The sequence below is a fragment of the Kitasatospora sp. NPDC051853 genome (assembly GCF_044452665.1).
In the GTDB taxonomy this organism is placed as follows: domain Bacteria; phylum Actinomycetota; class Actinomycetes; order Streptomycetales; family Streptomycetaceae; genus Kitasatospora.
Genome location: NZ_JBITBY010000011.1, coordinates 197,237 through 221,966 on the forward strand (window position 1 = coordinate 197,237; position 24,730 = coordinate 221,966).

Consider the following 24,730-nt stretch of genomic DNA (forward strand, 5'->3'; position numbering starts at 1 on the left):
CCGGCGGCTCGGGTACTCGGGCCGCCGGGCGGGTCCGGCTACCCGGCCGTGATCCGCAGCACGCCGGTGGTGGTGCCCTGGAGCACCACCCGGCCGGGGGCGATCGAGCCCACCATCTGCAGCGTGTCGAAGACGAAGCCCGCCCCCAGGTACGCCGTCCGGACGGTGCGGCCGGTCTCGGGGTCGATCTCCGCGTAGCGGTACGGGTCGAGTGCCGAGGTGGCGTCGGTGCCCGGGATCACCGGCTCGCGCAGCACGGTGCGCAGCAGCCCGTCGGCGGTGGAGAGCCGGGGCACCGCCGCCGAACGGGTCCGGTTGTCCCAGCGCAGCTCGCAGCCGCTGCCGTCGGCCCGGACGTCCACCCGGCTGAGGCCGCCGCGGAAGGAGCCGGAGGAGGGCACGCTGGGCCCGGCGCCGTCCGGCAGGGCCGGGTACGGGTAGCCGTAGGTACTGGCGACGAAGACCGCGTTGCCCACCGCCACCGGGGAGTTCTCACTGCCGCTGCCACCGGCCTTCAGCACCGGCACCGAGCAGACCCGCCCGCCGTCGGAGGTGCGGTACACCAGCAGGTTGACGGTGGGGGCGGCGTTGTCGACCACGGTCAGGTAGTCGGTGCCGGTGCGCGGTCCGAAGAAGGTCGGGGTGGAACCGGTGCCCCAGCTGAGCTGGCCGGGCTTGCGGCCCGGGCCCCGGTCGTACGCCTGACGCCAGCTCACCTCGGGGGTGCCGTCCGGGCGGGCGGTGAGCAGGTAGGTGGCGTGGGTGGTGGCCACGGCGGCGCCCTCGGGGGCGGTGGAGATGGAGTTGGCGATCCGCTCGCCGGCCGGCAGCGCCAGGGTTCGGACCGCGCCGGTGCCCTCGTCGTCGGCGGTACCGACCACCCCGTTGCCGGTGGCGAACCAGACCCGGCCCTGCCAGTCCGGCGAGAGGCCGGTCACCGCGTCGCCGTCCGGGACGGCCCCGGCCAGCGGGAGGCGGGAGTCCACGGTGAGCTGCCAGCCACCGCCGGCGGTGCGGTGGTGGCCGACCCGCAGCAGGTCACGGTTGCCGTCCACCACGACCAGCCGGTCCCGGTGGTCCAGGTAGGCGTAGACGCCGCCGAGCAGGGAGCCCTTGGCGAGGGTGAGCTCGGTGAGCGAGGCGCCGCTGGACGGGTCGAGCAGGTGGACGGTGGGGGCCCGGCCGAAGATCTCGGTGCAGAGCGCCACCGGGTGGCCGTCGGCGCCCACCAGCACGGTCGGGCAGGCCGAGGCCAGCGCCGTCCGGTGCGAGCTGACGCTGCCCGCCCCCGGGCCGGGCAGCGGGGTGGCGTCCGAGGAGCCGGTGTCACCGTGCATGGTCGCGGTGCCGGGCGGGCCCGCGTACGGGTTGGCGGGCGGGAGCGGGGCGTACGGCTCGGCGGCGCGGGCCGGGGCTTGGGCGGCGAGCAGCAGCGCGGCGGTGGCGAGCACGGCGGCGCGTGGGCGCAGGCGCATGGGCGTCCGTTTCCGGGAGGAGGGGCACGACAGGGGTGCACTCCGCCCGGTGGGACGTGAGAGGAGCCCGGCGATCGGCCGGGCGGGAGGGCACCGCGCGGATCAGAGCGCGCGGTGACAGATGGCCGAGCACGCACGGGCCAGGTCGACGGCGAGTCGACGGCTCAGGTGCGTGTGGCGGTCCATGCGGGCGATCCTGCCGTGCTGACGGACCGTCACACAAGACCCGTCTCACGGTACGGCCCCTTGCTGCCCCCTCAGGGGGCGGCCAGGGGCGCGAGGAACTGCGCGAAGCGGAAGACCCCCACCTCAACTGAGGGCAGCACAGCCAGTTGCACGTGTGCCGGGACCCGGCAGGGCAGTACGGCCACCCTGCCGGGCCTGACGGACCCTCAGACCGAGACCGGCACCGCCGCCGGCTCCAACGCCAGCTCCAGCACCTCCCGCACGTCCGAGACCGTGTGCACCGTCAGCCGCTCCAGCACTTCGGCCGGCAGGTCGTCCAGGTCGGGCTCGTTCCGCTTGGAGATGATCACGGTGGTGATCCCGGCCCGGTCCGCCGCCAGCAGCTTCTGCTTGATGCCGCCGACCGGCAGCACCCGCCCGGTCAGCGAGACCTCACCCGTCATCGCGACCTCCGGCCGGACCTTCCGCCCGGAGAGCAGCGAGGCCAGCGCCGTGGTCATGGTGATGCCGGCGCTCGGGCCGTCCTTGGGGACGGCACCGGCCGGGACGTGCAGGTGGATGCCGCGCTCCCGCAGCCCCGTCACCGGCAGCTCCAGCTCCGCGCCGCGCGAGCGCAGGTAGGAGAGCGCGATGTGCGCGGACTCCTTCATCACGTCGCCCAGCTGGCCGGTCAGGGTCAGGCCGGTGGAGCCGGTCTCCGGGTCGGCCAGCGAGGCCTCGATGTAGAGGACGTCGCCGCCCGCGCCGGTGACCGCGAGGCCGGTGGAGACGCCGGGGACGGCGGTGCGCCGCTCGGCCGGCTCCTGGGCCGCCTCCGGGGTGTGGTGCGGCCGCCCGATCAGCGCCCGCAGGTCCTCGGCTCCGATGACCACGGGGAGCTCACGCGCCCCAAGCTCGGCTTCGGCGGCGACTTTCCGCAGGATCCGGGCCACCGAGCGCTCCAGGGTGCGCACGCCCGCCTCCCGGGTGTACTCCCCCGCGAGCTTGCGCAGCGCGTCCTCGCCGACCGTCACGTCCTCGGGCCGGAGGCCGGCCCGCTCCAGCTGACGGGGCAGCAGGTGGTCCCGGGCGATGGTGACCTTCTCGTCCTCGGTGTAGCCGTCCAGGCGGACCAGCTCCATCCGGTCGAGCAGCGGCTCGGGGATGGCCTCCAGCACGTTGGCGGTGGCCAGGAAGACCACGTCGGAGAGGTCGAGCTCGACCTCCAGGTAGTGGTCGCGGAAGGTGTGGTTCTGCGCCGGGTCGAGCACCTCCAGCAGGGCGGCCGCCGGGTCGCCCCGGTAGTCGGAGCCGACCTTGTCGATCTCGTCCAGCAGGACCACCGGGTTCATCGAACCGGCCTCCTTGACCGCCCGGACGATCCGGCCGGGGAGCGCCCCGACGTAGGTGCGCCGGTGACCGCGGATCTCCGCCTCGTCCCGCACGCCGCCGAGGGCGACCCGGACGAACTCCCGGCCCATCGCCCGGGCCACCGACTCGCCGAGCGAGGTCTTGCCGACCCCGGGCGGGCCGACCAGGGCGAGCACCGCACCGCCGCGGCGGCCGCCGACCTGGCCCAGGCCCTGCTCCGCGCGGCGCTTGCGCACCGCCAGGTACTCGACGATCCGGTCCTTCACGTCGGACAGGCCGGCGTGGTCGGCGTCCAGCACCGCGCGGGCGCCGTTGATGTCGTAGGAGTCCTCCGTCCGCACGTTCCACGGCAGTTCGAGGACGGTGTCCAGCCAGGTGCGGATCCAGGAGCCCTCGGGCGACTGGTCGGAGGAGCGCTCCAGCTTGTCGACCTCCTTGAGCGCGGCCTCCCGGACCTTCTCGGGCAGCTCGGCCGCCTCGACCCGGGCCCGGTAGTCGTCCTCCTCGTCGGCCGGGTCTCCGTTCAGCTCGGCCAGCTCCTTGCGGACGGCCTCCAGCTGACGGCGCAGCAGGAACTCCTTCTGCTGCTTGGCCACGCCCTCCTCGACGTCCTTGCGGATGGTGTCGTTGACCTCCTCCTCCGCGAGGTGCTCGCGGAGCAGGACCAGCGCGTACTCCAGCCGGGCCAGCTGGTCCGACTCCAGCAGCACCTTGAGCTTCTGCTCGGCGGTGACGAAGGGGGCGTACCCGATGTTGTCCGCCAGCTCGCCGACCTTGTCGATCTGCGAGACCCGGTCCACCACCTGCCAGGCGCCGCGCTTGCGCAGCCAGTGGGTGGAGAGCGCCTTGTACTCCTTCACCAGCTCGGCGGCCCGGCCGGCCACCGGCAGCCCGGCGTCCGACTCGTGGAAGGTGCTGGTCTCCACCCAGAGCGCGGCACCGGGCCCGGTCGTGCCGGCGCCGATCCGCACCCGTCGCACGGCGCGCACCAGCGCCGCCGGGTCCCCGTCCGAGAGCCGGCCGACCTGCTCGACGGTGGCCAGCGTGCCGACCGAGGCGTACGAGCCGTCCAGCCGCGGCACCAGCAGCACCTGCGGCTTGGCCCCGCCGGAGACGGCGGCCCGGGCCGCGTCCACGACGGCACGCACCTCGGAGTCCTTCAGGTCCAGCGGGACCACCATGCCGGGGAGCACGACCTCGTCGTCGAGGGGGAGCACGGGCAGGGTGAGCGGAGTGGACGTCGATGCCATGATCTCTCCCCAGTCAGTGAAGTTGAGTTGACCTGACTAAGGTTTGGCGGGCCGAGAATGTTCCCCGGCAGTTGTTCGCTCTGAGCGATCAGGGCATTGCCCCAGGCGGGGGCGGTGCGCCAGAGTGCCGAACGTGGAAATCCAGCCCACCGAGTTCGGCATCCGGGTCAACCTCCCGGAGCCCCGCCGACTTCCCGCCGCCCTCCGCAGCCGAGCCCTCGCCGAGGACGCGGACGGGCTGCTGCTCTCCGCCCCGCACCCCGGCGGCACCACAGAACAGGCCCTGCGGACCGTCCTCGCCGGACCGGCCGCCGAGCTCGGCCTCGACCTGGCCGGCCTGGAGATCTGGGACGGCGAACCCTTCGCCCGGCTCGACGACGCCGACGGGCGCCCCCTGCTCTACGCCGAGCTCGGCCGCGACCCGGCGGCACCCGAGGAACCCACCGGGACGGGGCCCGAACCGACGGACGCCGTCCGGGAACTGATCGACTACCTCTCGCTCTGGCTGCTGGTCACCGTCGAGACCGAGGACCCCGACGACCCGTCGGCGCGCGACCTCGCCGCACGCCTCGCCCGCGAACTGGCCGACACCCTCGCCCCCGACGCCACCGTCACCACCGGCCGCGCCCCGCACGGCGCCACCGCCGTGGTCCGCCCCACCTGGCTCGACACCGCGGACGTCCGTGCCGCCCTCCTCACGGCCTGCCGCGCCCTCCCCGGCCCCTGGAGCCCGCCCGACGTCCTGGAGACCCCCGACGGCGACTGCGCCACCGCCACCCGCGGCACCGTCCACCTCTCCGCCGCCACCGGCCCCGTCTTCGCCGAACTCACCCGCCGCCACCAACTCCCCTGAGGGACGCGGCTACACCCCCCGGAGGCACGAGGAACGTACGTGGTCACCCCGGGGGCGCGAGGAACTGCGCGAGTGCGGAAGGCGGCCCAGCGCCAGATCGGGGCACACGAGCCAGCTGCACGCGCCCCCGTTCGCACCCGATGAAAGTGGCTACCCCAGGGGCGCGAGGAACTGCGCGAACCCGGAAGACGGACCAGCGCTAGATCGGGGCACGCGAGCCGGTTGCAGCACGTGCCGTTCCCCTGCGCGCAGTTCCCCGCGCCCCCGGGGTGACCACGTACGGGGTCGCGCGCCGCAGCCAGGGCCAGAGGGCGATGCCCACCAGGAGGGCGACCGGGTGGCCGATGCCGGTCACGAGGTCGGTGTCGTCGAGGAGTTGACGGCCGATCAGGGCGGCGGCGCCGCCCAACGCGCACAGGCGGCCAGGGGGCGCGAAGAGCCCGGCGAGCGCCCCCAGGGACGCCAACACGCCGTAGCTCACCCCGATGTCCAGGCCGTCGAGCGCCGCGGCGTCCAACCGCCCGGCCGCGACGGCCGCGAGCACCACCGCCTGCGAGAGCAGCGTCGCGAGCACGTGCCCGGCCGCGAACACCGCCGCCGCCCGCCGCCCGCCGACCCGCCGTTCCAGCGGTGCCACGGTGACCGCGAAGGCCCAGAAGTAGGGCATCCAGACCGGCCCGGCCACCCATGTCCCGCTCAGCAGCAGGGAGCCGATGGGGTGGTCCAGCAGGTTGTGGGCGTCCGAGCTGGAGTAGCCCTGGAGCCGGTCGACCACCGCCTGGTCGCCGAAGCGGGCGAACAGCGTGGTGCCCAGCAGCAGGGCGAGGTACCCGAGCGCGAAGGGGTTGCGGCGGGGCGTGGGGAGCACGCCCCGCAGACCGGCGCGCAGCCGTGACCGGAGATCAGCCATTCCGCCCTCCGGTCGACTCGTGCCACCATGTGACTTGTCGTGCTCACGGTACTTCGCAGAACGCCCACGGTACTTCCCCGTACTGGGAGCCTCCTGTGAATCCGCTGTGAGCTCGGTTCGAACCCTGCCCGCCGTTGGTCCGGACCAGCCCTACGCCTACGGACCAGTAGCGAACCCGCCCAGGAGTCTGTCATCCCTTCAACGGCATACGCACCGTTACGGGCGATATTTTCGGCGGGTAAGGTATCGCCCCGTGCCGCATCCCGGGCCCGGGGCGAGGCCGGCCAACAGGCCGGTTGTGCCCGGTTCACCTGCCGGGATGCTCGCGGTGTACGTACGCTGCGACCAGAGCGGAACGGATGCGCGGACCACACCTGCGTACCCTTCCGGGACCCGTGACCTCGGCGGACGGTCCGGGTGATTTTCGGGCCCCGGCACGGGCCCGCCGACGGAACACAAGACGACTACGAGCGGACCCCGCTGTCCCCACAGGCAGCCGGGCCGCAGCCCTGGGGGCGGTGGCGTGACCGTGACAGAGATTCAGCAGGAGACCAACAACAACAGCGCGGTGGGCACCCAGCGACGGGTGCTCGTCGTGGAGGACGAGCCCACCATCGCCGAGTCCATCGCGGCCCGGCTCGGGGCCGAGGGCTTCAAGGTGGCCGTGGCGCACGACGGCCCCGGCGCGGTGGACGGCTTCCACACCTGGCAGCCGGACCTGGTGGTGCTGGACGTGATGCTGCCCGGCTTCGACGGCCTGGAGGTCTGCCGTCGGATCCAGGCCCAGCGTCCGGTGCCGGTGCTGATGCTGACGGCCCGGGACGACGAGACCGACCTGCTGGTCGGCCTCGGGGTCGGCGCCGACGACTACATGACGAAGCCGTTCTCGATGCGCGAGCTGGCCGCCCGGGTCAACGTGCTGCTGCGCCGCGTCGAGCGGGCCCAGCAGGCCGCCCGGACGCCCGCGCTGGGCAGCCTGCGGTTCGGCGACCTGGAGATCGACCACGTCCAGCGCCGGGTCCGGATCGGCAGCGGCGACGTCCACCTGACGCCGACCGAGTTCGACCTGCTGGCCTGCCTGGCCGCCCAGCCGCGCGCGGTGCTCACCCGCGAGCAGCTGCTGGCCGAGGTCTGGGACTGGACCGACGCGTCCGGCACCCGCACCGTGGACAGCCACGTCAAGGCGCTGCGCCGGAAGATCGGCGCCAGCTGGATCCGCACCGTCCACGGCGTCGGGTACGCCCTGGAGGCACCGCTCTCCTGACCGGGAGGACGGCAGAGGCCGGGACCGGGGGGTCCTGGCTCCGCCGCACACCCACCGGGTACGCGGGCACGACGCAGGGCGACGCAGGGGCGAGATGACCTTCCCACAACAGCGCAAGCGCACGGCGCAGCACCACGACGGCGACCACCGGGGCCTGGCCAGCCGGGCCGCCAGCCGGCTCTGGGACGACGTGCGTCCGCTGGACCCGGTCCGTTCGATCAAGGGCAAGCTCACGCTGCTGGTGATCGTCTCGGTCTTCCTGGCCAGCCTGATGGTGGTGGTCGCGATCCGGTCGGAGACCCAGATCCGGATCATCATGATCTTCTCGATGATCGCCTCGCTGCTCTTCATGCAGTTCCTGGCCCACGGCCTCACCGCCCCGCTGCGCGACATGACCGCGGCCGCCCGGGCGATGGCCGAGGGCGACTACAGCATCCGGGTCGAGGTGAACTCCCGGGACGAAGTCGGCGAGCTGGCCGAGACCTTCAACCGGATGGCCGGCGACCTGGAGGCCGCCGACCGCCACCGGCGGGAGCTGGTCGCGAACGTCTCGCACGAGCTGCGCACCCCGATCGCCGCCCTGCGCGCCGTGCTGGAGAACGTGGTGGACGGCGTGGTCAAGCCCGATCCGAGGACCCTCGGCGCCGCGCTGGAGCAGACCGAGCGGCTGGGCCGCCTGGTCACCCACCTGCTCGACCTCTCCAAGCTGGACGACGGGGTGGTCCCGCTGGACACCCGCCCCTTCGAGGTCAGCCCCTTCCTGGACGGCGTGCTGCGCGGGGTGACCGTGGACGGCGCGACCGCGGCCGGTGCGCACGGGCGGCGCGACGACGTCCACCTGGCCCTGGACGTCAGCCCGGCCGGGCTGACCGCCTGGGCCGACCCGGAGCGGCTGCACCAGGTGGTGGCCAACCTGGTGGACAACGCCTGCAAGCACTCCCCCGCCGGCGGCACCGTCACCGTCCGGGCCCGGGCCGGGGAGGAGTCCGGCGCCCTGGTGCTGGAGGTCGAGGACCAGGGCCCGGGCATCCCGGCGCAGGACCGCGACCGGGTCTTCGAACGCTTCGGCCGCAGCGGCAGCGCCACCTCGCAGGGCCCCGGCTCGGACGGCGGCACCGGCCTGGGCCTGGCGATCGCCCGCTGGGCGGTCGACCTGCACGGGGGCCGGATCGGGGTCGCGGAGGCCGCCCGGGGCTGCCGGATCGTGGTCACGCTGCCCGGCGGGCCGGGGGCTACCCCCGAGTTGTCACAGAACTGGGACATTGCCGCCGCCGGGACTGCGTCAGATCGGACCGCACCCCACTGACCTGCGGTATTGTCCCTGTTTGAGGGGATTTCCACCTGCTTGGGAGGCGATCGCTTCCCCGCAGTTGGAACTTTCTAACGCACATTTTCGGCCAAATAACCGGTCGGCACTGTGATCTGGGTGACGCCTGGCCCAGGGGGACTGCGCGATCAGTGATCGTAGGCGTAGCCTTAATCCCCGCTGTCCACCATCCCAAAAGGAAGCGGAAGAGGGCGGTTGCCCCGTGTCGCCACACCCTGAAACCCCCGTCAGCTCGGCAAGCTCCACTGGCTTCGGCCCCAACGAGTGGCTCGTCGACGAGATCTACCAGCAGTACCTCCAGGATCCGAACTCGGTCGACCGAGCCTGGTGGGACTTTTTCGCCGACTACAAGCCCGGTACCGAGGTGACTCCAGTGACCCAGGCCGCGACCCAGGCCGGCCCCACGCCGACCGCCGTTGCCGCCCCTGCCCCTGCTGCCGTGCCGGCGGCGCCCGCCCCCGCTGCACCGGCCACGCCGGTCCAGCCGGCGCCTGCGCCGCTCGCCGCAGCCCCCGCCGCGCCGCCCGCGCCGAAGGCCGCCGCCCCGGCCCCCGCGCCGGCCGCCGAGGGGACCGGCCCCGAGCTGCTCGTGCTGCGTGGTCCGGCGAAGGCCGTCGCCACCAACATGGACGCCTCGCTGGAGGTGCCGACCGCGACCTCGGTCCGCGCCGTCCCGGCCAAGCTGTTGATCGACAACCGCATCGTCATCAACAACCACCTGCAGCGCGCCCGTGGTGGCAAGGTCTCCTTCACCCACCTGATCGGCTACGCCCTGGTCCAGGCCGTCAAGGCCAACCCGGGCATGAACTACAGCTACAAGGTGGAGGACGGCAAGTCCTACCTGGTGAAGCCCGAGCACGTGAACCTGGGCCTCGCCATCGACCTGGTCAAGCCGAACGGGGACCGCCAGCTGGTGGTCGCGGCCATCAAGAAGGCCGAGACCCTCGACTTCCTGGGCTTCTGGCAGGCCTACGAGGACATCGTCCGCCGGGCCCGCGCCAACAAGCTGACGATGGACGACTTCACCGGCGTCACCGTCTCGCTGACCAACCCCGGCGGCATCGGCACCGTGCACTCCGTGCCGCGCCTGATGCAGAACCAGGGCACCATCGTCGGCGTCGGCGCCATGGAGTACCCGGCCGAGTTCCAGGGCTCCGCCCCGGAGACGCTGGCCCGCCTCGGCGTCTCCAAGACCATGACGCTGACCTCCACCTACGACCACCGCGTCATCCAGGGCGCCGGTTCGGGTGAGTTCCTGCGGTCGATCCACCAGCTGCTGCTGGGCGGGAACGACTTCTACGACGAGGTCTTCGAGTCGCTGCGCATCCCGTACGAGCCGGTGCGCTGGGCGACCGACGTCGCCACCACCCACGACGACGAGGTCAACAAGACCGCGCGCGTCATGGAGCTGATCCACTCCTACCGGGTCCGCGGTCACCTGATGGCCGACACCGACCCGCTGGAGTACAAGCAGCGCAAGCACCCCGACCTGGACGTCACCAACCACGGCCTCACCCTGTGGGACCTGGAGCGCGAGTTCGCGGTCGGCGGCTTCGGCGGCCAGAAGATGATGAAGCTCCGCGACATCCTCGGCCTGCTGCGCAACACCTACTGCCGCACCGTCGGCATCGAGTACATGCACATCCAGGACCCGAAGCAGCGCAAGTGGCTGCAGGAGCGCCTGGAGAAGCCGTACACCAAGCCCGAGCGCGAGGAGCAGCTGCGCATCCTGCGCCGCCTGAACTCCGCCGAGGCCTTCGAGACCTTCCTGCAGACCAAGTACGTCGGGCAGAAGCGGTTCTCCCTGGAGGGCGGCGAGTCCCTCATCCCGCTGCTGGACGCCACCATCGACGCGGCTGCCGAGCACCGCCTCGACGAGGCCGTCATCGGCATGGCCCACCGCGGCCGCCTGAACGTGCTGGCCAACATCGTCGGCAAGCCGTACGGCAAGATCTTCGGCGAGTTCGAGGGCAACCTCGACCCGAAGTCGATGCACGGCTCCGGCGACGTCAAGTACCACCTGGGCTCCGAGGGCACCTTCACCGGCCTGGACGGGGAGACCATCAAGGTCTCGCTGGCCGCCAACCCCTCCCACCTGGAGGCGGTCGACCCGGTGGTCGAGGGCATCGTCCGCGCCAAGCAGGACGTGCTGGACCAGGGCGGCACCACCTTCCCGGTGCTGCCGATCCAGGTCCACGGCGACGCGGCCTTCGCCGGCCAGGGCGTCGTCGCGGAGACCCTGAACATGTCGCAGCTGCGCGGCTACCGCACCGGTGGCACCATCCACCTGGTGGTCAACAACCAGGTCGGCTTCACCGCCGCCCCGGCCAGCAGCCGCTCGTCGATGTACTGCACCGACGTGGCGCGGATGATCGAGGCCCCGATCTTCCACGTGAACGGCGACGACCCGGAGGCCGTGGTCCGCGTCGCGCGGCTCGCCTTCGAGTTCCGCCAGGCGTTCCACAAGGACGTCGTGATCGACCTCATCTGCTACCGCCGCCGCGGTCACAACGAGGCCGACAACCCGTCGTTCACCCAGCCGCTGATGTACGACCTGATCGACAAGAAGCGCTCGGTGCGCAAGCTCTACACCGAGGGCCTGATCGGTCGCGGCGACATCACCATGGAAGAGGCGGAGCAGGCGCTCCAGGACTTCCAGGGCCAGCTGGAGAAGGTCTTCTCCGAGGTCCGGGACGCCGCCGGTGCCCAGCAGGGCACCACCAACGGCAAGCCGGTCGCGGACTTCCCGGTCTCCATCCAGACCGGCATCTCCGAGGAGATGGTGAAGCGGATCGCCGCCTCGCAGGTCAACCTGCCGGAGTGGCTGACCGTCCACCCGCGCCTGCTGCCGCAGCTGCAGCGCCGCGCCGCCTCGGTCGAGGACAACACCATCGACTGGGCGATGGGCGAGACCCTCGCCATCGGCTCGCTGCTGATGGAGGGCCACCCCGTCCGCCTGGCCGGCCAGGACTCGCGCCGCGGCACCTTCGGCCAGCGCCACGCGGTGCTGATCGACCGGAACACCGGCGAGGACTACACCCCGCTGCTGTACCTGACGGAGGACCAGGCCCGCTACACCGTCTACGACTCGCTGCTCAGCGAGTACGCGGCGATGGGCTTCGAGTACGGCTACTCCCTCACCCGGCCGAACGCGCTGGTGATGTGGGAGGCGCAGTTCGGCGACTTCGTCAACGGCGCGCAGACCATGGTCGACGAGTACATCGCCTCGGCCGAGCAGAAGTGGGGCCAGCACTCCGGCGTCACCCTGCTGCTGCCGCACGGCTACGAGGGCCAGGGCCCGGACCACTCGTCCGCCCGCCCGGAGCGCTTCCTCCAGATGTGCGCGCAGGACAACATGACGGTCGCCATGCCGACCCTGCCGTCGAACTACTTCCACCTGCTCCGCTGGCAGGCGCACAACCCGCACCACAAGCCGCTCATCGTCTTCACCCCGAAGTCGATGCTGCGCCTGAAGGCCGCGGCGTCCGCCACCAGCGAGTTCCTCAGCGGCTCGTTCCGCCCGGTCATCGGTGACACCACCGTCGACCCGGCGAACGTCCGCAAGGTGGTCATCACGGCGGGCAAGTTCTACTACGACGTCGAGGCGGCCCGGGCCGAGCGCGGGATCACCGACACCGCCATCGTCCGGGTGGAGCGGCTCTACCCGCTCCCGGTCGCCGAGCTCCAGGAGGAGCTGGCCCGCTACGGCGAGAACGTCCAGTTCGTCTGGGCCCAGGAGGAGCCGGCCAACCAGGGCGCGTGGCCGTTCATCGCCATGAACCTGGTCGACCACCTCCAGGTCGTCATCGGCCGCTCCGCCAACGGCGCCCGCCTGCGCCGCGTCGCCCGCACCGCGTCCTCCGCCCCGGCGGTCGGCTCGGCCAAGCGGCACGCCGCCGAGCAGCAGGCGCTGCTGGAGGAGATCTTCACCCTCTGACGCCGCGTCGGTCCGTACCCGGGCCCCGTCCACCGCTCCGGCGGCGGGCGGGGCCCGCGGTCGTTCCCCTGCCGGGCCCAGCGGTGCTGCCGTATGTTCGTCCCACCGATGTCACTGCGGGGGGAGCGAGGACATGACCACGGACCCGGTGTTCCGGCCGCTGGAGGCGGGGGACCCGTCGGAGGTGGGCGGGTACCGCCTGGCCGCCCGGCTCGGGGCCGGCGGCATGGGGCGGGTCTACCTGGGCTACACGCCGGGCGGGCGGCCGGTGGCGGTCAAGGTGGTGCGGCGCCGGCTCGCCGCCGATCCGGAGTTCCGCCGGCGGTTCCGGCACGAGGTGGCCAACGCCCGGCGGATCCACGGCCTGTACACCGCGCAGGTGGTGGACGCCGGGACGGACGAGGAGCTGCCCTGGCTGGCCACCGCCTACGTGCCGGGGCCCTCGCTCCAGGAGGTGGTCCGGGAGCACGGCGCCCTGCCGCCCCGGACGGCGCTGCTGCTGCTCGGCGGGATCGCCGAGGCGCTCCAGGCGATCCACCAGGTCGAGGTGGTGCACCGGGACCTCAAGCCGGCCAACGTGCTGATGGCGGTGGACGGCCCCCGGGTGATCGACTTCGGCATCGCCAAGGCCGCGCACGCCACCGTGCTCACCGACTCCGGCTCGACCATCGGCTCGCCGCCGTACATGGCCCCGGAGCAGGTCCGGGGGCAGCCGGTCACCCCGGCCACCGACGTGTTCGCGCTCGGCGCGCTGCTGGCGTACGTCAGCGGCGGAGCACTGCCGTTCGGGGACGGGCCGGACACCGCGGTGCTCTACCGGGTGGTGCACGAGCCGCCCGCGCTGGCCGGAGTGCCGGACGCCCTGCGGGAGTTGGTGGCCGCCTGCCTGGCCAAGCGGGTCGAGGACCGGCCCGGGCCGGCCGAGCTGGTCCGGGCCGCCCGGGAGCACCCGCTGGTGGGCGGCGAGTTGCGCTTCACCGGGCACTGGCTGCCGGACCCGGTCACCCTGGCGCTCCGCCACCGGGCCGAACTCCCGCTGCCCACCGGCCCGTTGGACTCGGCAGGACCGCCGGCCGGGCCGCTCCCCGAGCCGTCTCCCGAGCCGTCCGCCGGGCTGGTGCCGACCGCACCGGCCACCGCACCGGTGACGGTCCCGCCCCGGCCCGCGCTGCCGCCGCCCCCGGTCCTGCCCCCGCCGGTGCTGCCGCCGCCCGCCCCGGCGCGGAGGACGGCGGCCGCCCGCCGCCGGGCCCTGCTGACCGGCGCGACGGCGGTGGCGGTGGTGCTGCTCGGCGCGGTCGCGCTCTGGCCGGATCCGGACGAGCCCACCGGCCCGTTCCAGCTCGGCTACCGGGACCGGCAGTTGACCATCCCGCCGAACGGCGCCTTCGACTTCGACCTGGACGACGGCACCGTGGTGCCGGCCTACTCCTCCTCCTGGACGGTCTCCACCGCGGGCCCGGAGTTCCGGGTGAGCTCCGGCTCTGACGTCTACCTGCCGCACGACGGGGCGCGGCTGACCGTGCTGGCCTGCGTGGCCGGGATCGAGAGCGAACCGGGCACCGGGCCGGTGAAGTTCGAGCAGGTACCGGTCGGCCGGTCGTTCTGCGTGCGGAACCGGGAGACCGGCTCGGTCGCGGTGCTGCGCACGGTGAAGCTCGGCGACAGCGACGGCATGGCCACCTGCTCGGTGACCTACTACCGGCACCAGGGGTGAGGGCTATCCTGACCGGGTCACACCACGAGCGACCGGAGCAGAGCGTGTACTTCACCGACCGAGGCATCGAGGAGCTGCAGAACCGGCGCGGCGAGGAGGAGGTCAGCTTCGAGTGGCTGGCCGACCGGCTGCGCGAGTTCGTCGACCTCAACCCGGACTTCGAGGTCCCGGTCGAGCGGCTGGCCACCTGGCTGGCCCGGCTCGACGACGAGGACGAGGACTGACCCGCGGGTCACTCCAGCGGGACCCTACGGGCCCGGACGGCTACGGCCGTCCGGGCCCGTACTGCTTTCCCCGGGGTGGACCCTGACCCGTCCCTGACCCGTCCCTGAGACCGCCCGCTCCTCCTTGACTTCGCCCTCACGCGATATATCGTGTTGTTCAGGGGGACGCGATACATCGCGTATCCGACAACGGGAGGCGGGACGGAACCATGGGCAAGTGGACGGTCGAGGGGCCGGAGAAGATCAGCTTCGAGGAGCCGGTGAACGTGCTCCAGGTCCGGGTGGTGGCCGGCGCGGTGAACGTGGTCGCCGCCGAGGGCCCGGCCCGCCTGGAGGTCACCGAGCTGGAGGGCGACCCGCTGCTGGTCTCCCTGGAGGACGGCGTCCTGACGGTCACCTACAAGGACCTCTCCTGGAGCGAGCTGACGGAGTCGGCCAAGTCGGTCGAGAAGGTGAAGAGCTTCTTCGAGGGCCTGCGCCGCAAGCGCCGCGCGGTGGTCTCGCTGACCGTCCCGGCCGCCGCCGAGGTCAAGGTCGGCTCGGTCTCCGCCGACACCACCGTCTCCGGGGTGGCCGGCCGGGTCGGCGTGCAGGGCGCCAGCGGCGAGACCACGCTGGTCGGCCTCAGCGGCCGGGCCGACGTGAACACCGTGACCGGTGACGTGAACGCCCAGGCGGTGGCCGGGGAGCTGAAGGTCAACACCGTCTCCGGGCACCTCACCGTGGTGGCCGGCAGCGGCGAGAAGCTGCACGCCAAGTCGGTCAGCGGCTCCGTCACCCTGGACCTGGACTCCACCACCCCGACCGACCTGCACGTGGCCACGGTCAGCGGCCCGGTCGCCGTCCGGCTGCCCTCGCAGGCCGACGCCAAGGTGGAGGCCGGCACCACCGGCGGCGAACTCTCCAGCACCTTCGAGGAGTTGACCATCGGCGGCGGCTGGGGCACCCGCAAGCTCTCCGGCCAGCTCGGCTCCGGCACCGGCCGGCTCCAGGTGAACACCGTCTCCGGCGCGGTCACCGTGCTGCGCCGCCCCGAGACCGAGGACGGCCAGGTGCGCTTCACCAAGGAGCTGCCCGCCGCCACCGCCACCGACGAGACCCCCCAGGAGGGCTGAGATGACCCCCGTCTTCGGCCACGGCCGCCTGCGCCTGTACCTGCTCAAGCTGCTGGACGAGTCCCCGCGCCACGGCTACGAGGTGATCCGCCTGCTGGAGGAGCGCTTCCAGGGCCTGTACGCGCCCTCGGCCGGTACCGTCTACCCCCGGCTGTCCAAGCTGGAACAGGAGGGCCTGGTCACCCAGAGCACCGAGGGGGGCCGCAAGGTCTACCGGCTGACCGAGGCCGGGCGCACCGAGCTGGCGGCCCGTCAGGCCGAACTCGCCGAGCTGGAGGTGGAGATCCGGGACTCGGTGGCCCAGCTGGCCGGGGCGATCCGCGAGGACGTCCGGGACACCGCCAAGGACCTCCGCGAGGAGATCTGGGGCGCGGCCAAGCCGAAGTCCGAGGACACCGACGGGGAGGGCCGGGGCGGCGACCCGTGGGCCGGCCCCTGGGGCGAGAAGGAGTCCTGGCAGCGCGCCAAGCAGGAGTTCGCCCAGTTCAAGGCGCAGGCCAAGGAGCAGGCCAAGCGCGCCAAGGAGCAGGAGCGGGCCGCCAAGCAGCAGGCCAAGGCCGCCGAGGCGGAGGCCCGCCGGCTGCGCGAGGAGGCCAAGGCCTCCCGGGCGGCCGCCCAGCAGGAGGCGCTGCGGATCAAGCGCCGGGTCGAGCAGCACGTCAAGGAGGCGGCCTCGCGCGGTGACTGGTCCACCGGCCTGTCCGAGGGCCTGGCCGAGATCACCCGCTCGCTCTCCGGCCTGGCCGACGCCGCCAAGTGGGGCGCCGCGACCGTCACGGAGGACATCAAGGTCTCCCGGGTCGACTTCGAGAAGGACCGGAGCACCGAGAAGCCCGCCGACCTGCCCGGCTGGGCCGTCACCGACCCGGACGGCGACCCGGCCCGCGAGCTGGAGCGCCTGCTGGACCGCTTCCGCGACCAGGTCCGCGACGCCGCCCGCGACCACGGCGTCACCCGGGCCGGCCTCGCCGACGCCCAGGCCACCCTGGCGGCCGCCGCCGAACGGCTGTGCCGCCCCCGGGGCTGACGCCCCGTCCGCCCGGAGGGCGGTCAGGGGCGCGGGGAACTGCGCGAAGGGGAACGCAACGACCCGTGTGCCGGGTACGGGGATTCACTTGCACGTGAGCGTCCGTACCCGGCACACGGGTCTGCTTCTTCCGTCTCGCGCAGTTCCCCGCGCCCCTGTCGGCCCTGGCGGGCCTCCGGGCCCGGAGGGCAGGCGGTGCGTCAGGGTTCGAGCACCAGCTTGCCGAAGACGTCGCCCTTGGCGAGCCGGGCGAAGGCGTCCCGGGCCTCGGTGAGCGGCAGCACGGTGTCGATCACCGGCCGCACCCCGGAGGTGGCGCAGAGCGCGAGCAGCGCCGCCAGCTCCTCCTTGGTGCCCATGGTGGAGCCCTGGACGTTGAGTTCCAGGAAGAAGATCCGGTTCAGCTCGGCGGCCTTCGGGCTGGGGCCCGAGGTGGCGCCGGAGATGACGATCGAGCCGCCCGGCTTCAGCGACTTGACGGAGTGGGACCAGGTCGCGGCGCCGACGGTCTCCATCACCGCGTCCACCCGCTCCGGGAGCCGGGCGCCGCTCTCGAAGGCCGCGTCGGCACCGAGCTCGACCGCCCGGGCCCGCTTGGCCTCGTCCCGGCCGGTGACCCAGACCCGCAGGCCGGCCGCCTTGGCCAGCACGATCAGCGCGGTGGCCACCCCTCCCCCGGCGCCCTGCACCAGCACGGTCTGGCCGGGCTTGGCGGCGGCCTTGGTGAAGAGCATCCGGTAGGCGGTGAGCCAGGCGGTGGGCAGGCAGGCGGCCTCGGCGAAGGAGAGCTCGGCGGGCTTGGGCAGCAGGTTCCAGGTCGGCACGGCGACCTTCTGGGCGAAGGTGCCCTGGTACTTCTCGGTGAGGATGGTGCGCGGCTCGTCCGGGCCGACCCCGTGGCCGCTCTGGCCGATCACCGAGTGGATGACCACCTCGTTGCCGTGCTCGTCGATCCCGGCCGCGTCGCAGCCGAGGATCATCGGCAGCCGCTCGGCGGGCAGGCCCACCCCGCGCAGCGACCAGAGGTCGTGGTGGTTGAGGGTGGCGGCCTTGACCGTCACCACGCTCCAGCCGGGACGGGCCTGGGGCTCCGGGAGCTCGCCCAGCTCCAGTGCGCTGAGCGGGTCGTCGGCGTCGATGCGGGCTGCGTAGGCGGCGAACATGGACCGGACACTAGCGGTGAACGTCCACTCACCGGAACGGGACACGGGTGTGACGGCGGTAACCGTCACACCCGTGTCTCGTGAGTGCCATCGGACCCGGCGGAGCGCCGGACGGCGCGTCAGATCCGCGCCACGCCCTCGCGGCGGGCGGCCTCGGCCACCGCCTTGGTGACCGCCGGGGCGACCCGGGGGTCGAACGGCGAGGGGATGACCCGCTGCGGGGTCAGCTCGTCGGCGACCACCGCGGCGAGCGCCTCGGCGGCGGCCAGCTTCATGCCCTCGGTGATCCGGGTGGCCCGGACCTGGAGCGCACCGGCGAAGATGCCGGGGAAGGCCAGCACGTTGTTGATCTGGTTCGGGAAGTCCGAGCGCCCGGTGGCGACCACGGCCGCGTAGCGGTGGGCGACCTCGGGGTGGATCTCCGGGTTCGGGTTGGCCATCGCGAAGACGAAGCAGCCCTCGGCCATGGTGGCGACGACGTCCTCCGGGACGGTGCCGCCGGAGACGCCGATGAAGACGTCGGCGCCGGCCAGCGCGTCGGCCAGCGAGCCCTTGAGGCCGCTGCGGTTGCTGAGGGCGGCGATCTCCGCCTTGACGTCGGTCAGGTCGCCCCGGCCGTCGTACACCACGCCCTTGCGGTCGCAGACCGCGACGTCGCCGATCCCGGCGGCCAGCAGCATCTTGGCGATGGCGATGCCGGCCGCGCCCGCGCCGGAGATGACCGCGCGCAGCGAGCCGATCTCACGGCCCGTCACCTTGGCGGCGTTCCAGAGCGCGGCGGTGGTGACGATCGCGGTGCCGTGCTGGTCGTCGTGGAAGATCGGGATGTCCAGGGCCTCCTGGAGCCGGCTCTCGATCTCGAAGCAGCGCGGGGCGGAGATGTCCTCCAGGTTGACGCCGCCGAAGGACGGGGCGAGCCGCACCACGGTCTCGACGATCTCGTCGACCTCGGTGCAGGCGAGCGCGATCGGCACCGCGTCCACGCCGCCGAACTGCTTGAACAGGATGGCCTTGCCCTCCATCACGGGCAGCGAGGCCTCCGGGCCGATGTCGCCCAGGCCGAGCACGGCGGTGCCGTCGGTGACGACGGCGACCACGTTGGACTTCCAGGTGTAGTCGTTGACCAGTTCCGGCTGCTCGGCGATGGCCGTGCAGACCTTGGCGACACCGGGGGTGTAGGCGAGGGACAGGTCGTCCGCATCGCGCACCGGCACCGTCGCCCGGACCTCCATCTTGCCGCCCCGGTGGAGCGCGAAAACGGCGTCGACCGGGTCGTCGGTCTCAGTGCTGGTGTGGATGATCTCCGCTGCCACGATGACCTCTTCGTCATTTGTTCAGCGAGAGCGCGCGTACCGACGGGCCAAGACCCGCTCGGGGGCGTCCCGGACGGGATGCCGAAAAACCCGGGCCGCCTGAGCGGACCCGGACGAGGGGTCGGGGCGCTGCTGTCGGGCGGCGCCCTCGGATGAGGGTTTTATGGGTGTCTCTGCGGTTGTGCTTCCGGTCTGCCCTGGCCGGTTCCGGTGGGTACCGGTCCACGAGCCTAGGCCGGACAGAGGCATCGCACCTATGCCTTTTTGTCCTTTTCACGCGCACGTCATCCGCAGGTCAGGCAGTTGACGACCGTTGGTTTCGGAAGTACCGACGGCCCTGCACCGACAGCGGCGGTCGTGCACGCACACCCGCAGGATTGAACACCAGACACGGAGGGGAGCTGGCGCCTCGAATCCGGAGTCTGCGTAGCCGACTTCCGGTTCTGCGCGCCCCGGGTCTGTCGCGACCCGGCGGCCTGGGGTTCTGATCGGGGGTCACCCGATACCCGATTCTGACACATCCGAGACCTGCCTCGGCAGGGTGGGATGGAAGACTCCGGGCTCCGGCCCCCGCCGGTCCGCGCGCCCTCTCCCACAGGAGGACGCGCACCTCTCCCACAGGAGGACCAGTACCTCATGCAGTACATTTCCCCCATATTCCGTCATGTCGGCCGCACCACGGCCGTGTTGGCCGCCGGTTCCGCCCTGCTGACCGGCTGCGGCGCCGAGCCGGCACCGAAGGCCTCGTCCGACGACCCCCGCTCGATGCTCCCGGACGCCGTCCGGACGGCCGGGGTGCTCCGGGTCGGCTCCGACCTCAACTACGCCCCGGTGGAGTTCAAGGACCCGAACGGCCAGGCCGTCGGCCTCGACCCGGAGATCGCCGAGGCGATCGGCCGGCAGCTCGGTCTGAAGGTCCAGTTCGTCGACACCCCCTTCGACAAGCTGGTCCCCGGACTGCACGCGAAGCAGTACGACGTCGTGATGTCCGCGCTGAGCGACAACCGGCAGCGCCGCGAGGGCACCGACGACAACGGCACCCAGGTGAATCCCGGGGTGGACTTCGTCGACTACTTCATCGCCGGGACCTCGATCCTGGTGAAGAAGGGAAATCCGAAGTCGATCGCCACCCTGGACGACCTCTGCGGCCACACCGTCGCGCTCCAGCGCGGCACCACCCAGGACGCGATCGTCGCCCGCCAGACCGCGGCCTGCGACAAGCGCGGCAAGGCCCTCACGGTCAAGCTCTTCGAGACCGACGACCAGGCGCTGGCCGAGGTGAAGGCCGGCCGCGCGGTGGCCGACCTGAACGACTTCCCGGTGGCCGCCTACGTGGCCCAGCAGCAGGACGGCGGGAAGACCTTCGAGGTGGCCAGCGCCCAGCTCCAGCCCGGCCCGTACGGGATCGCGCTGCCCAAGGAGTCCACCGCGCTGCGCGACGCGCTGGCGAAGGCACTCGACCGGGTGATCCGCAGCGGCGAGTACGACAAGATCCTCGCGAAGTGGAACGTCTCGGCCGGCGCGGCACAGAACGCCGTGGTCAACGGCGGGTTCTGACGCTCCGGAGCCTTCCGGTCCGCATACTTATACACGGAGTGACAGGGACACGGTATTCGTCCGGATAGCGGACGCTCTGCCCCCTCGTTATCCGATTTTGATCTGAATAGTGGTCCGTTACCGAATGCCTGGTGGCAGGATTCCCACCAACTCGGATCGCTACAGCCCACCTCGGCGGAGGGTGGCGACAGCCCCGGCCCCCCGTGTACGCCGCTCCGCGGCGCGCTCCGCCCAGCCTCTCCCACAGGAGGAGTCTCCCCCCATGACCGTCCGTAACCCGCGCACCCGCCTCATCGCCGCCGGTGCCCTCGTCGCGACCGCCTCGCTGGTGCTCACCGCCTGCGGCAGCGACAGCAGCTCCTCCGGCGGGTCCGCGAGCCCGACCGCCTCCGTCAAGGCCGTCACCGCCGACGCCGCGCTGGCCGCGCTCGTCCCGGCCGACGTCAAGAGCTCCGGCAAGCTCGTGGTCGCGGCCGACGCCTCGTACGCCCCGAACGAGTTCAAGGACGACAAGGGCACCATCGTCGGCATGGACGTCGACCTGGCGAACGCCATCGCGCAGAAGCTGGGCCTGACCGCGGACGTGCAGAACTCCCCGTTCACCGCGATCATCCCGGGCATCGCGGCGAACAAGTTCCAGCTCGGCATGAGCTCCTTCACGGACACCAAGGAGCGCGAGCAGACCGTCGACATGGTCACCTACTTCACCGCCGGCACCAGCGCCGCCGTGAAGAAGGGCAACCCGGAGAAGGTCACCGCCGACGACTACTGCGGCAAGAAGGTCGCGGTGCAGACCGGCACCACCCAGGCCGACGCGATCAAGGACACCATCAACCCGGCCTGCGCCAAGGCGGGCAAGGCCACCATCCCGGGCGACGGCGACAAGTTCGACCTGCAGACGGACGTCACCAACGCGCTGGTCTCCGGCCGCGACCAGGTCATGCTGGCCGACTCCCCGGTCGTCGACTACGCGATCAAGCAGACCAACGGCCAGCTGGAGAAGCTCGGCGGCACCACCGACTCCGCCCCCTACGGCATCGTCGTCGCCAAGGGCTCCGCCCTCACCAAGGCGGTGCACGGCGCGGTCGAGGCGCTGATCGCGGACGGCACCTACAAGTCGATCCTCTCCAAGTGGGGCGTCGAGGCCGGCGCGATCGACAAGTCCGTGGTGAACGGCGCCGCAAGCTGACCTCGCGTCAGACCTGACTCTCCCGAAGGTCCCCCCTCGTGAACTCTTCAGACCAAGGGGCGGTGAAGCAGCCGGCACGGCCCGAGAACATCAAGGCCGTGCCGGTCCGCCACCCCGGACGCTGGGCCGGAGCAGCGGTCATCACGGTCCTCGCCGCGATGCTGGTCCACGCCCTGTTCCAGAACAAGGCATTCCAGTGGGATGTCTTCTCCAAGTACTTCTTCGACTCCAGCGTGCTGCACGGTCTGACCGTGACGCTGGAGCTCACCGCCCTCGCCATGCTGATGGGCCTGGCCGGCGGCGTCCTGCTGGCGGTCATGCGGCTCTCCCCGAACCCGCTGCTGTCCGGCACCGCCTGGCTGTACATCTGGTTCTTCCGCGGCACCCCGGTGCTGGTGCAGCTGGTCATCTGGTTCAACCTCGGCGCGCTCTGGCCGAAGCTGTCGATCGGCGTGCCGTTCGGTCCGGAGTTCTGGTCCGAGAGCACCAACAAGCTGATCCCGGTCTTCGTCGCCGCCCTGCTGGGCCTGGGCCTGAACGAGGCCGCCTACATGGCGGAGATCGTCCGCGGCGGCATCCAGTCGGTGGACGAGGGCCAGGCCGAGGCCGCCCACGCGCTCGGCATGAGCCGCTTCGCCACCATGCGCCGGATCGTGCTGCCGCAGGCCATGCGGGTGATCATCCCGCCGACCGGCAACGAGACCATCTCGATGCTCAAGACCACCTCGCTGGTCTCGGTGATCGCGCTGGAGGAGCTCTTCCGGGCCGGGCAGAACATCTACTCCCGGACCTTCCAGACCATCCCGCTGCTGATCGTGGTCAGCGTCTGGTACCTGCTGCTCACCTCGCTGCTGACGGTCGGCCAGTACTACATCGAGCGGCACTACGCCCGGGGCGCCAACCGGGCACTGCCGCCCACTCCGGTCCAGCGGATAAGGGCGCTGTTCCGCGGCCGGCCCACGCCGCCGCCGGCGCCGCCGACGGTGAACCCCGGGGTGCACGGCGGAGGGAACCTCTCATGACCGAGCTCACCAAGCAGCCGGCCGGCTCCGGCCACCCCATGGTCAAGGCCGAGGGCGTGCGGAAGTCCTACGGCCAGGTCGAGGTGCTCAAGGGCATCGACCTGGAGGTCCGCCAGGGCGAGGTGTTCTGCCTGATCGGCCCGTCCGGCTCCGGCAAGTCCACCTTCCTGCGGTGCATCAACCACCTGGAGAAGATCAACGGCGGCTTCCTGTCGGTCGACGGCGAACTGGTCGGCTACCGGCAGAAGGGCGACAAGCTCTACGAGCTGAAGGACCGTGAGGTCGCGCTCAAGCGCCGGGACATCGGCATGGTCTTCCAGCGCTTCAACCTGTTCCCGCACATGACCGCGGTGCAGAACGTCATGGAGGCGCCGGTCCAGGTCAAGGGCGAGGGCAGGACCGAGGCCAAGGAGCGGGCGATGGCCCTGCTGGAGCGGGTGGGCCTGGCCGAGAAGGCCGGCAACTACCCCTCCCAGCTCTCCGGCGGCCAGCAGCAGCGCGTCGCGATCGCCCGCGCGCTGGCCATGAAGCCCAAGCTGATGCTCTTCGACGAGCCCACCTCCGCGCTCGACCCGGAGCTGGTCGGCGACGTCCTGGACGTCATGCGCGACCTGGCCCGGGACGGCATGACCATGGTCGTGGTCACCCACGAGATGGGCTTCGCCCGGGAGGTCGGCGACGCGCTGGTCTTCATGGACGGCGGCGTGGTGGTCGAGTCCGGCCACCCGCGCGAGGTGCTGACCAACCCGCAGCACGAGCGCACCCGGAGCTTCCTCTCCAAGGTGCTCTGACCCGCGCGCGCCCCCGGGGAGCCCCGGTGAGCCCTCCACGGCTCACCGGGGCTCCCCTTTCCGTTCACCGAGGTAATACCCTAGGGGCAGCTCACCCGTTACCGGCCCTGGAAGGACCAACCGTGGAGCTCGCCTCGTACGCCAACTTCGCCGTCCGGCTGGTGAACAGCGAGGAGCCCGACCGGGGCACCGACTCGCTGACCTCGGTGGAGGCGGTGCGGGCGCTGTTCGGCCCGTCCTCGCAGGCCGCCCGGCTCTCCGACGAGAGCGACCTGCCGCGGCTGCGGGCGGTGCGGACCAGGCTGCGCGGGGTCTTCGAGGCCGCGGCCGAGGGCGACGAGGTCCGCGGGGTGGACCTGCTGAACAGCCTGCTGGTGGAGTACCCCGTCAGCCCGCTGGTCTCCGGCCACGACTACCTGGACGACGCCGGCCGCCCGCGCTGGCACCTGCACCTGGCCGACAACGCGCCGACCGCCGCCGCCAACTTCACCGCGGTCGCCTGCATGGGCCTGGCCATCCACCTCACCGAGCTGGGCGCCGACCGCCTCGGCATCTGCCAGGCCGCCCCCTGCCGCAACGCCTACCTGGACACCTCCACCAACCGCTCCCGGCGCTACTGCTCCGACCGCTGCGCCACCCGGGCGAACGTGGCCGCCTACCGCGCCCGCAAGCGCGAGGAGGCCCGTCAGGCGGCGGCCGCCGGCTGACGGCGCGGCCACCCCAGCCGGCAGAGCACCTGACCGAGGATCAACTCCTCCGGCACCGCTCCGTACTGACGGCTGTCGGTCTCCACGAAGGGGTTGTCGGAGAGCATCCACCACCCCTCCGGGCGCCGCTCGACGGCCCGCTTGAGCACCAGCAGCCCGGCGTGGCGGGGGTGTTCGAAGAGCGCGACCCGCCCGGGGCGCGGCGCCGCGCCGTACCGGACCAGCACCCGGTCGCCGTCCCGCAGAGTGGGACGCATCGAGGGCCCGGCGACCAGCACCACCCCGAACGGCAGGAGCCCGTCGTGCTGCTGTCGGTCCGTCATGCACCCTCCGTCCGGCCAAACCCAGGACCG

At 72.2% G+C, this 24,730-nt stretch carries 19 protein-coding genes; 13 read left to right on the forward strand and 6 right to left on the reverse strand.

From position 1 onward, the window contains the following. Positions 1-38 precede the first annotated feature (38 nt). The gene (locus ACIA8O_RS29725) at positions 39-1,475 is read right to left on the reverse strand and encodes a hypothetical protein (RefSeq protein ID WP_396297056.1); all 1,437 of its coding nucleotides are present in this window, start codon (positions 1,473-1,475) and stop codon (positions 39-41) included. Between the two features lie 392 nt (positions 1,476-1,867). Then, positions 1,868-4,261, reverse strand: a complete 2,394-nt coding sequence (gene lon, locus ACIA8O_RS29730) for an endopeptidase La (RefSeq protein WP_396297057.1) — start codon at positions 4,259-4,261, stop codon at positions 1,868-1,870. Positions 4,262-4,394: 133 nt separating this feature from the next. Between lon and ACIA8O_RS29735 the strand changes: the two genes are divergently transcribed. After that, the gene (locus ACIA8O_RS29735) at positions 4,395-5,114 is read left to right on the forward strand and encodes a hypothetical protein (protein ID WP_396297058.1); all 720 of its coding nucleotides are present in this window, start codon (positions 4,395-4,397) and stop codon (positions 5,112-5,114) included. Between the two features lie 199 nt (positions 5,115-5,313). On the opposite strand, the gene ACIA8O_RS29740 is transcribed toward ACIA8O_RS29735, so the two are convergent. Beyond that, positions 5,314-6,024, reverse strand: coding sequence for a rhomboid-like protein (locus ACIA8O_RS29740; protein WP_396297059.1), 711 nt, complete (start codon positions 6,022-6,024; stop codon positions 5,314-5,316). Positions 6,025-6,553: 529 nt separating this feature from the next. Between ACIA8O_RS29740 and ACIA8O_RS29745 the strand changes: the two genes are divergently transcribed. From ACIA8O_RS29745 to ACIA8O_RS29775, 7 genes are all read left to right on the forward strand, one after another. Continuing rightward, a complete protein-coding gene (locus ACIA8O_RS29745) occupies positions 6,554-7,288 on the forward strand; it encodes a response regulator transcription factor (RefSeq protein ID WP_396297060.1) in 735 nt (244 codons plus the stop codon). A gap of 94 nt (positions 7,289-7,382) precedes the next feature. Then, positions 7,383-8,594, forward strand: coding sequence for a sensor histidine kinase (locus ACIA8O_RS29750; RefSeq protein WP_396297061.1), 1,212 nt, complete (start codon positions 7,383-7,385; stop codon positions 8,592-8,594). Between the two features lie 223 nt (positions 8,595-8,817). Further along, positions 8,818-12,552 carry a multifunctional oxoglutarate decarboxylase/oxoglutarate dehydrogenase thiamine pyrophosphate-binding subunit/dihydrolipoyllysine-residue succinyltransferase subunit gene (locus ACIA8O_RS29755; protein WP_396297062.1) on the forward strand — a complete coding sequence of 1,245 codons (3,735 nt, stop codon included), beginning with the start codon at positions 8,818-8,820 and terminating at the stop codon, positions 12,550-12,552. 133 nt (positions 12,553-12,685) lie between these two features. Next, positions 12,686-14,269, forward strand: coding sequence for a serine/threonine-protein kinase (locus ACIA8O_RS29760; RefSeq protein ID WP_396297063.1), 1,584 nt, complete (start codon positions 12,686-12,688; stop codon positions 14,267-14,269). A 44-nt stretch (positions 14,270-14,313) separates the two neighbouring features. After that, positions 14,314-14,493: a DUF6104 family protein gene (locus ACIA8O_RS29765; protein WP_345290039.1), complete on the forward strand. Its 180-nt coding sequence runs from the start codon at positions 14,314-14,316 to the stop codon at positions 14,491-14,493. A gap of 209 nt (positions 14,494-14,702) precedes the next feature. Continuing rightward, positions 14,703-15,608, forward strand: a complete 906-nt coding sequence (locus ACIA8O_RS29770) for a DUF4097 family beta strand repeat-containing protein (RefSeq protein WP_396297064.1) — start codon at positions 14,703-14,705, stop codon at positions 15,606-15,608. Position 15,609: 1 nt separating this feature from the next. Next, positions 15,610-16,635 carry a PadR family transcriptional regulator gene (locus ACIA8O_RS29775; protein WP_396297065.1) on the forward strand — a complete coding sequence of 342 codons (1,026 nt, stop codon included), beginning with the start codon at positions 15,610-15,612 and terminating at the stop codon, positions 16,633-16,635. Between the two features lie 200 nt (positions 16,636-16,835). Here ACIA8O_RS29775 and ACIA8O_RS29780 read toward each other — a convergent pair whose 3' ends face one another. Together ACIA8O_RS29780 and ACIA8O_RS29785 are read right to left on the reverse strand one after the other, a co-directional pair. Then, the gene (locus tag ACIA8O_RS29780) at positions 16,836-17,798 is read right to left on the reverse strand and encodes a zinc-binding dehydrogenase (protein ID WP_396297066.1); all 963 of its coding nucleotides are present in this window, start codon (positions 17,796-17,798) and stop codon (positions 16,836-16,838) included. 119 nt (positions 17,799-17,917) lie between these two features. Next, on the reverse strand, positions 17,918-19,111 hold the full coding sequence (locus ACIA8O_RS29785; protein ID WP_396297067.1) for an NADP-dependent malic enzyme: 1,194 nt from the start codon (positions 19,109-19,111) through the stop codon (positions 17,918-17,920). A 636-nt stretch (positions 19,112-19,747) separates the two neighbouring features. Between ACIA8O_RS29785 and ACIA8O_RS29790 the strand changes: the two genes are divergently transcribed. From ACIA8O_RS29790 to ACIA8O_RS29810, 5 genes are all read left to right on the forward strand, one after another. Further along, entirely contained in the window at positions 19,748-20,668 is a 921-nt protein-coding gene (locus ACIA8O_RS29790) for an ABC transporter substrate-binding protein (RefSeq protein ID WP_396297068.1), read from the forward strand. Between the two features lie 262 nt (positions 20,669-20,930). After that, positions 20,931-21,857: an ABC transporter substrate-binding protein gene (locus ACIA8O_RS29795; protein ID WP_396297069.1), complete on the forward strand. Its 927-nt coding sequence runs from the start codon at positions 20,931-20,933 to the stop codon at positions 21,855-21,857. Between the two features lie 62 nt (positions 21,858-21,919). Further along, entirely contained in the window at positions 21,920-22,879 is a 960-nt protein-coding gene (locus ACIA8O_RS29800; protein ID WP_396297070.1) for an amino acid ABC transporter permease, read from the forward strand. Between the two features lie 38 nt (positions 22,880-22,917). Then, complete coding sequence (locus ACIA8O_RS29805; protein WP_396297195.1) at positions 22,918-23,670, forward strand: amino acid ABC transporter ATP-binding protein; 753 nt, start codon at positions 22,918-22,920, stop codon at positions 23,668-23,670. Positions 23,671-23,792: 122 nt separating this feature from the next. Beyond that, positions 23,793-24,377: a CGNR zinc finger domain-containing protein gene (locus tag ACIA8O_RS29810; protein ID WP_396297071.1), complete on the forward strand. Its 585-nt coding sequence runs from the start codon at positions 23,793-23,795 to the stop codon at positions 24,375-24,377. Here ACIA8O_RS29810 and sodX read toward each other — a convergent pair. Continuing rightward, positions 24,356-24,700, reverse strand: coding sequence for a nickel-type superoxide dismutase maturation protease (gene sodX / locus ACIA8O_RS29815; RefSeq protein ID WP_396297072.1), 345 nt, complete (start codon positions 24,698-24,700; stop codon positions 24,356-24,358). The two genes, ACIA8O_RS29810 and sodX, sit on opposite strands and share 22 nt — an antisense overlap. Positions 24,701-24,730: the final 30 nt, after the last annotated feature.

Excerpts from the sequence above, each read along its gene's own strand:
- ACIA8O_RS29725 (WP_396297056.1), bottom strand. The coding sequence starts at position 1,475 with ATGCGCCTGCGCCCACGCGCCGCCGTGCTCGCCACCGCCGCGCTGCTG.
- lon (WP_396297057.1), bottom strand. The coding sequence starts at position 4,261 with ATGGCATCGACGTCCACTCCGCTCACCCTGCCCGTGCTCCCCCTCGAC.
- ACIA8O_RS29740 (WP_396297059.1), bottom strand. The coding sequence starts at position 6,024 with ATGGCTGATCTCCGGTCACGGCTGCGCGCCGGTCTGCGGGGCGTGCTC.
- ACIA8O_RS29750 (WP_396297061.1), top strand. The coding sequence starts at position 7,383 with ATGACCTTCCCACAACAGCGCAAGCGCACGGCGCAGCACCACGACGGC.
- ACIA8O_RS29760 (WP_396297063.1), top strand. The coding sequence starts at position 12,686 with ATGACCACGGACCCGGTGTTCCGGCCGCTGGAGGCGGGGGACCCGTCG.
- ACIA8O_RS29770 (WP_396297064.1), top strand. The coding sequence starts at position 14,703 with ATGGGCAAGTGGACGGTCGAGGGGCCGGAGAAGATCAGCTTCGAGGAG.
- ACIA8O_RS29775 (WP_396297065.1), top strand. The coding sequence starts at position 15,610 with ATGACCCCCGTCTTCGGCCACGGCCGCCTGCGCCTGTACCTGCTCAAG.
- ACIA8O_RS29780 (WP_396297066.1), bottom strand. The coding sequence starts at position 17,798 with ATGTTCGCCGCCTACGCAGCCCGCATCGACGCCGACGACCCGCTCAGC.
- ACIA8O_RS29790 (WP_396297068.1), top strand. The coding sequence starts at position 19,748 with ATGCAGTACATTTCCCCCATATTCCGTCATGTCGGCCGCACCACGGCC.
- ACIA8O_RS29795 (WP_396297069.1), top strand. The coding sequence starts at position 20,931 with ATGACCGTCCGTAACCCGCGCACCCGCCTCATCGCCGCCGGTGCCCTC.
- ACIA8O_RS29805 (WP_396297195.1), top strand. The coding sequence starts at position 22,918 with ATGGTCAAGGCCGAGGGCGTGCGGAAGTCCTACGGCCAGGTCGAGGTG.
- sodX (WP_396297072.1), bottom strand. The coding sequence starts at position 24,700 with ATGACGGACCGACAGCAGCACGACGGGCTCCTGCCGTTCGGGGTGGTG.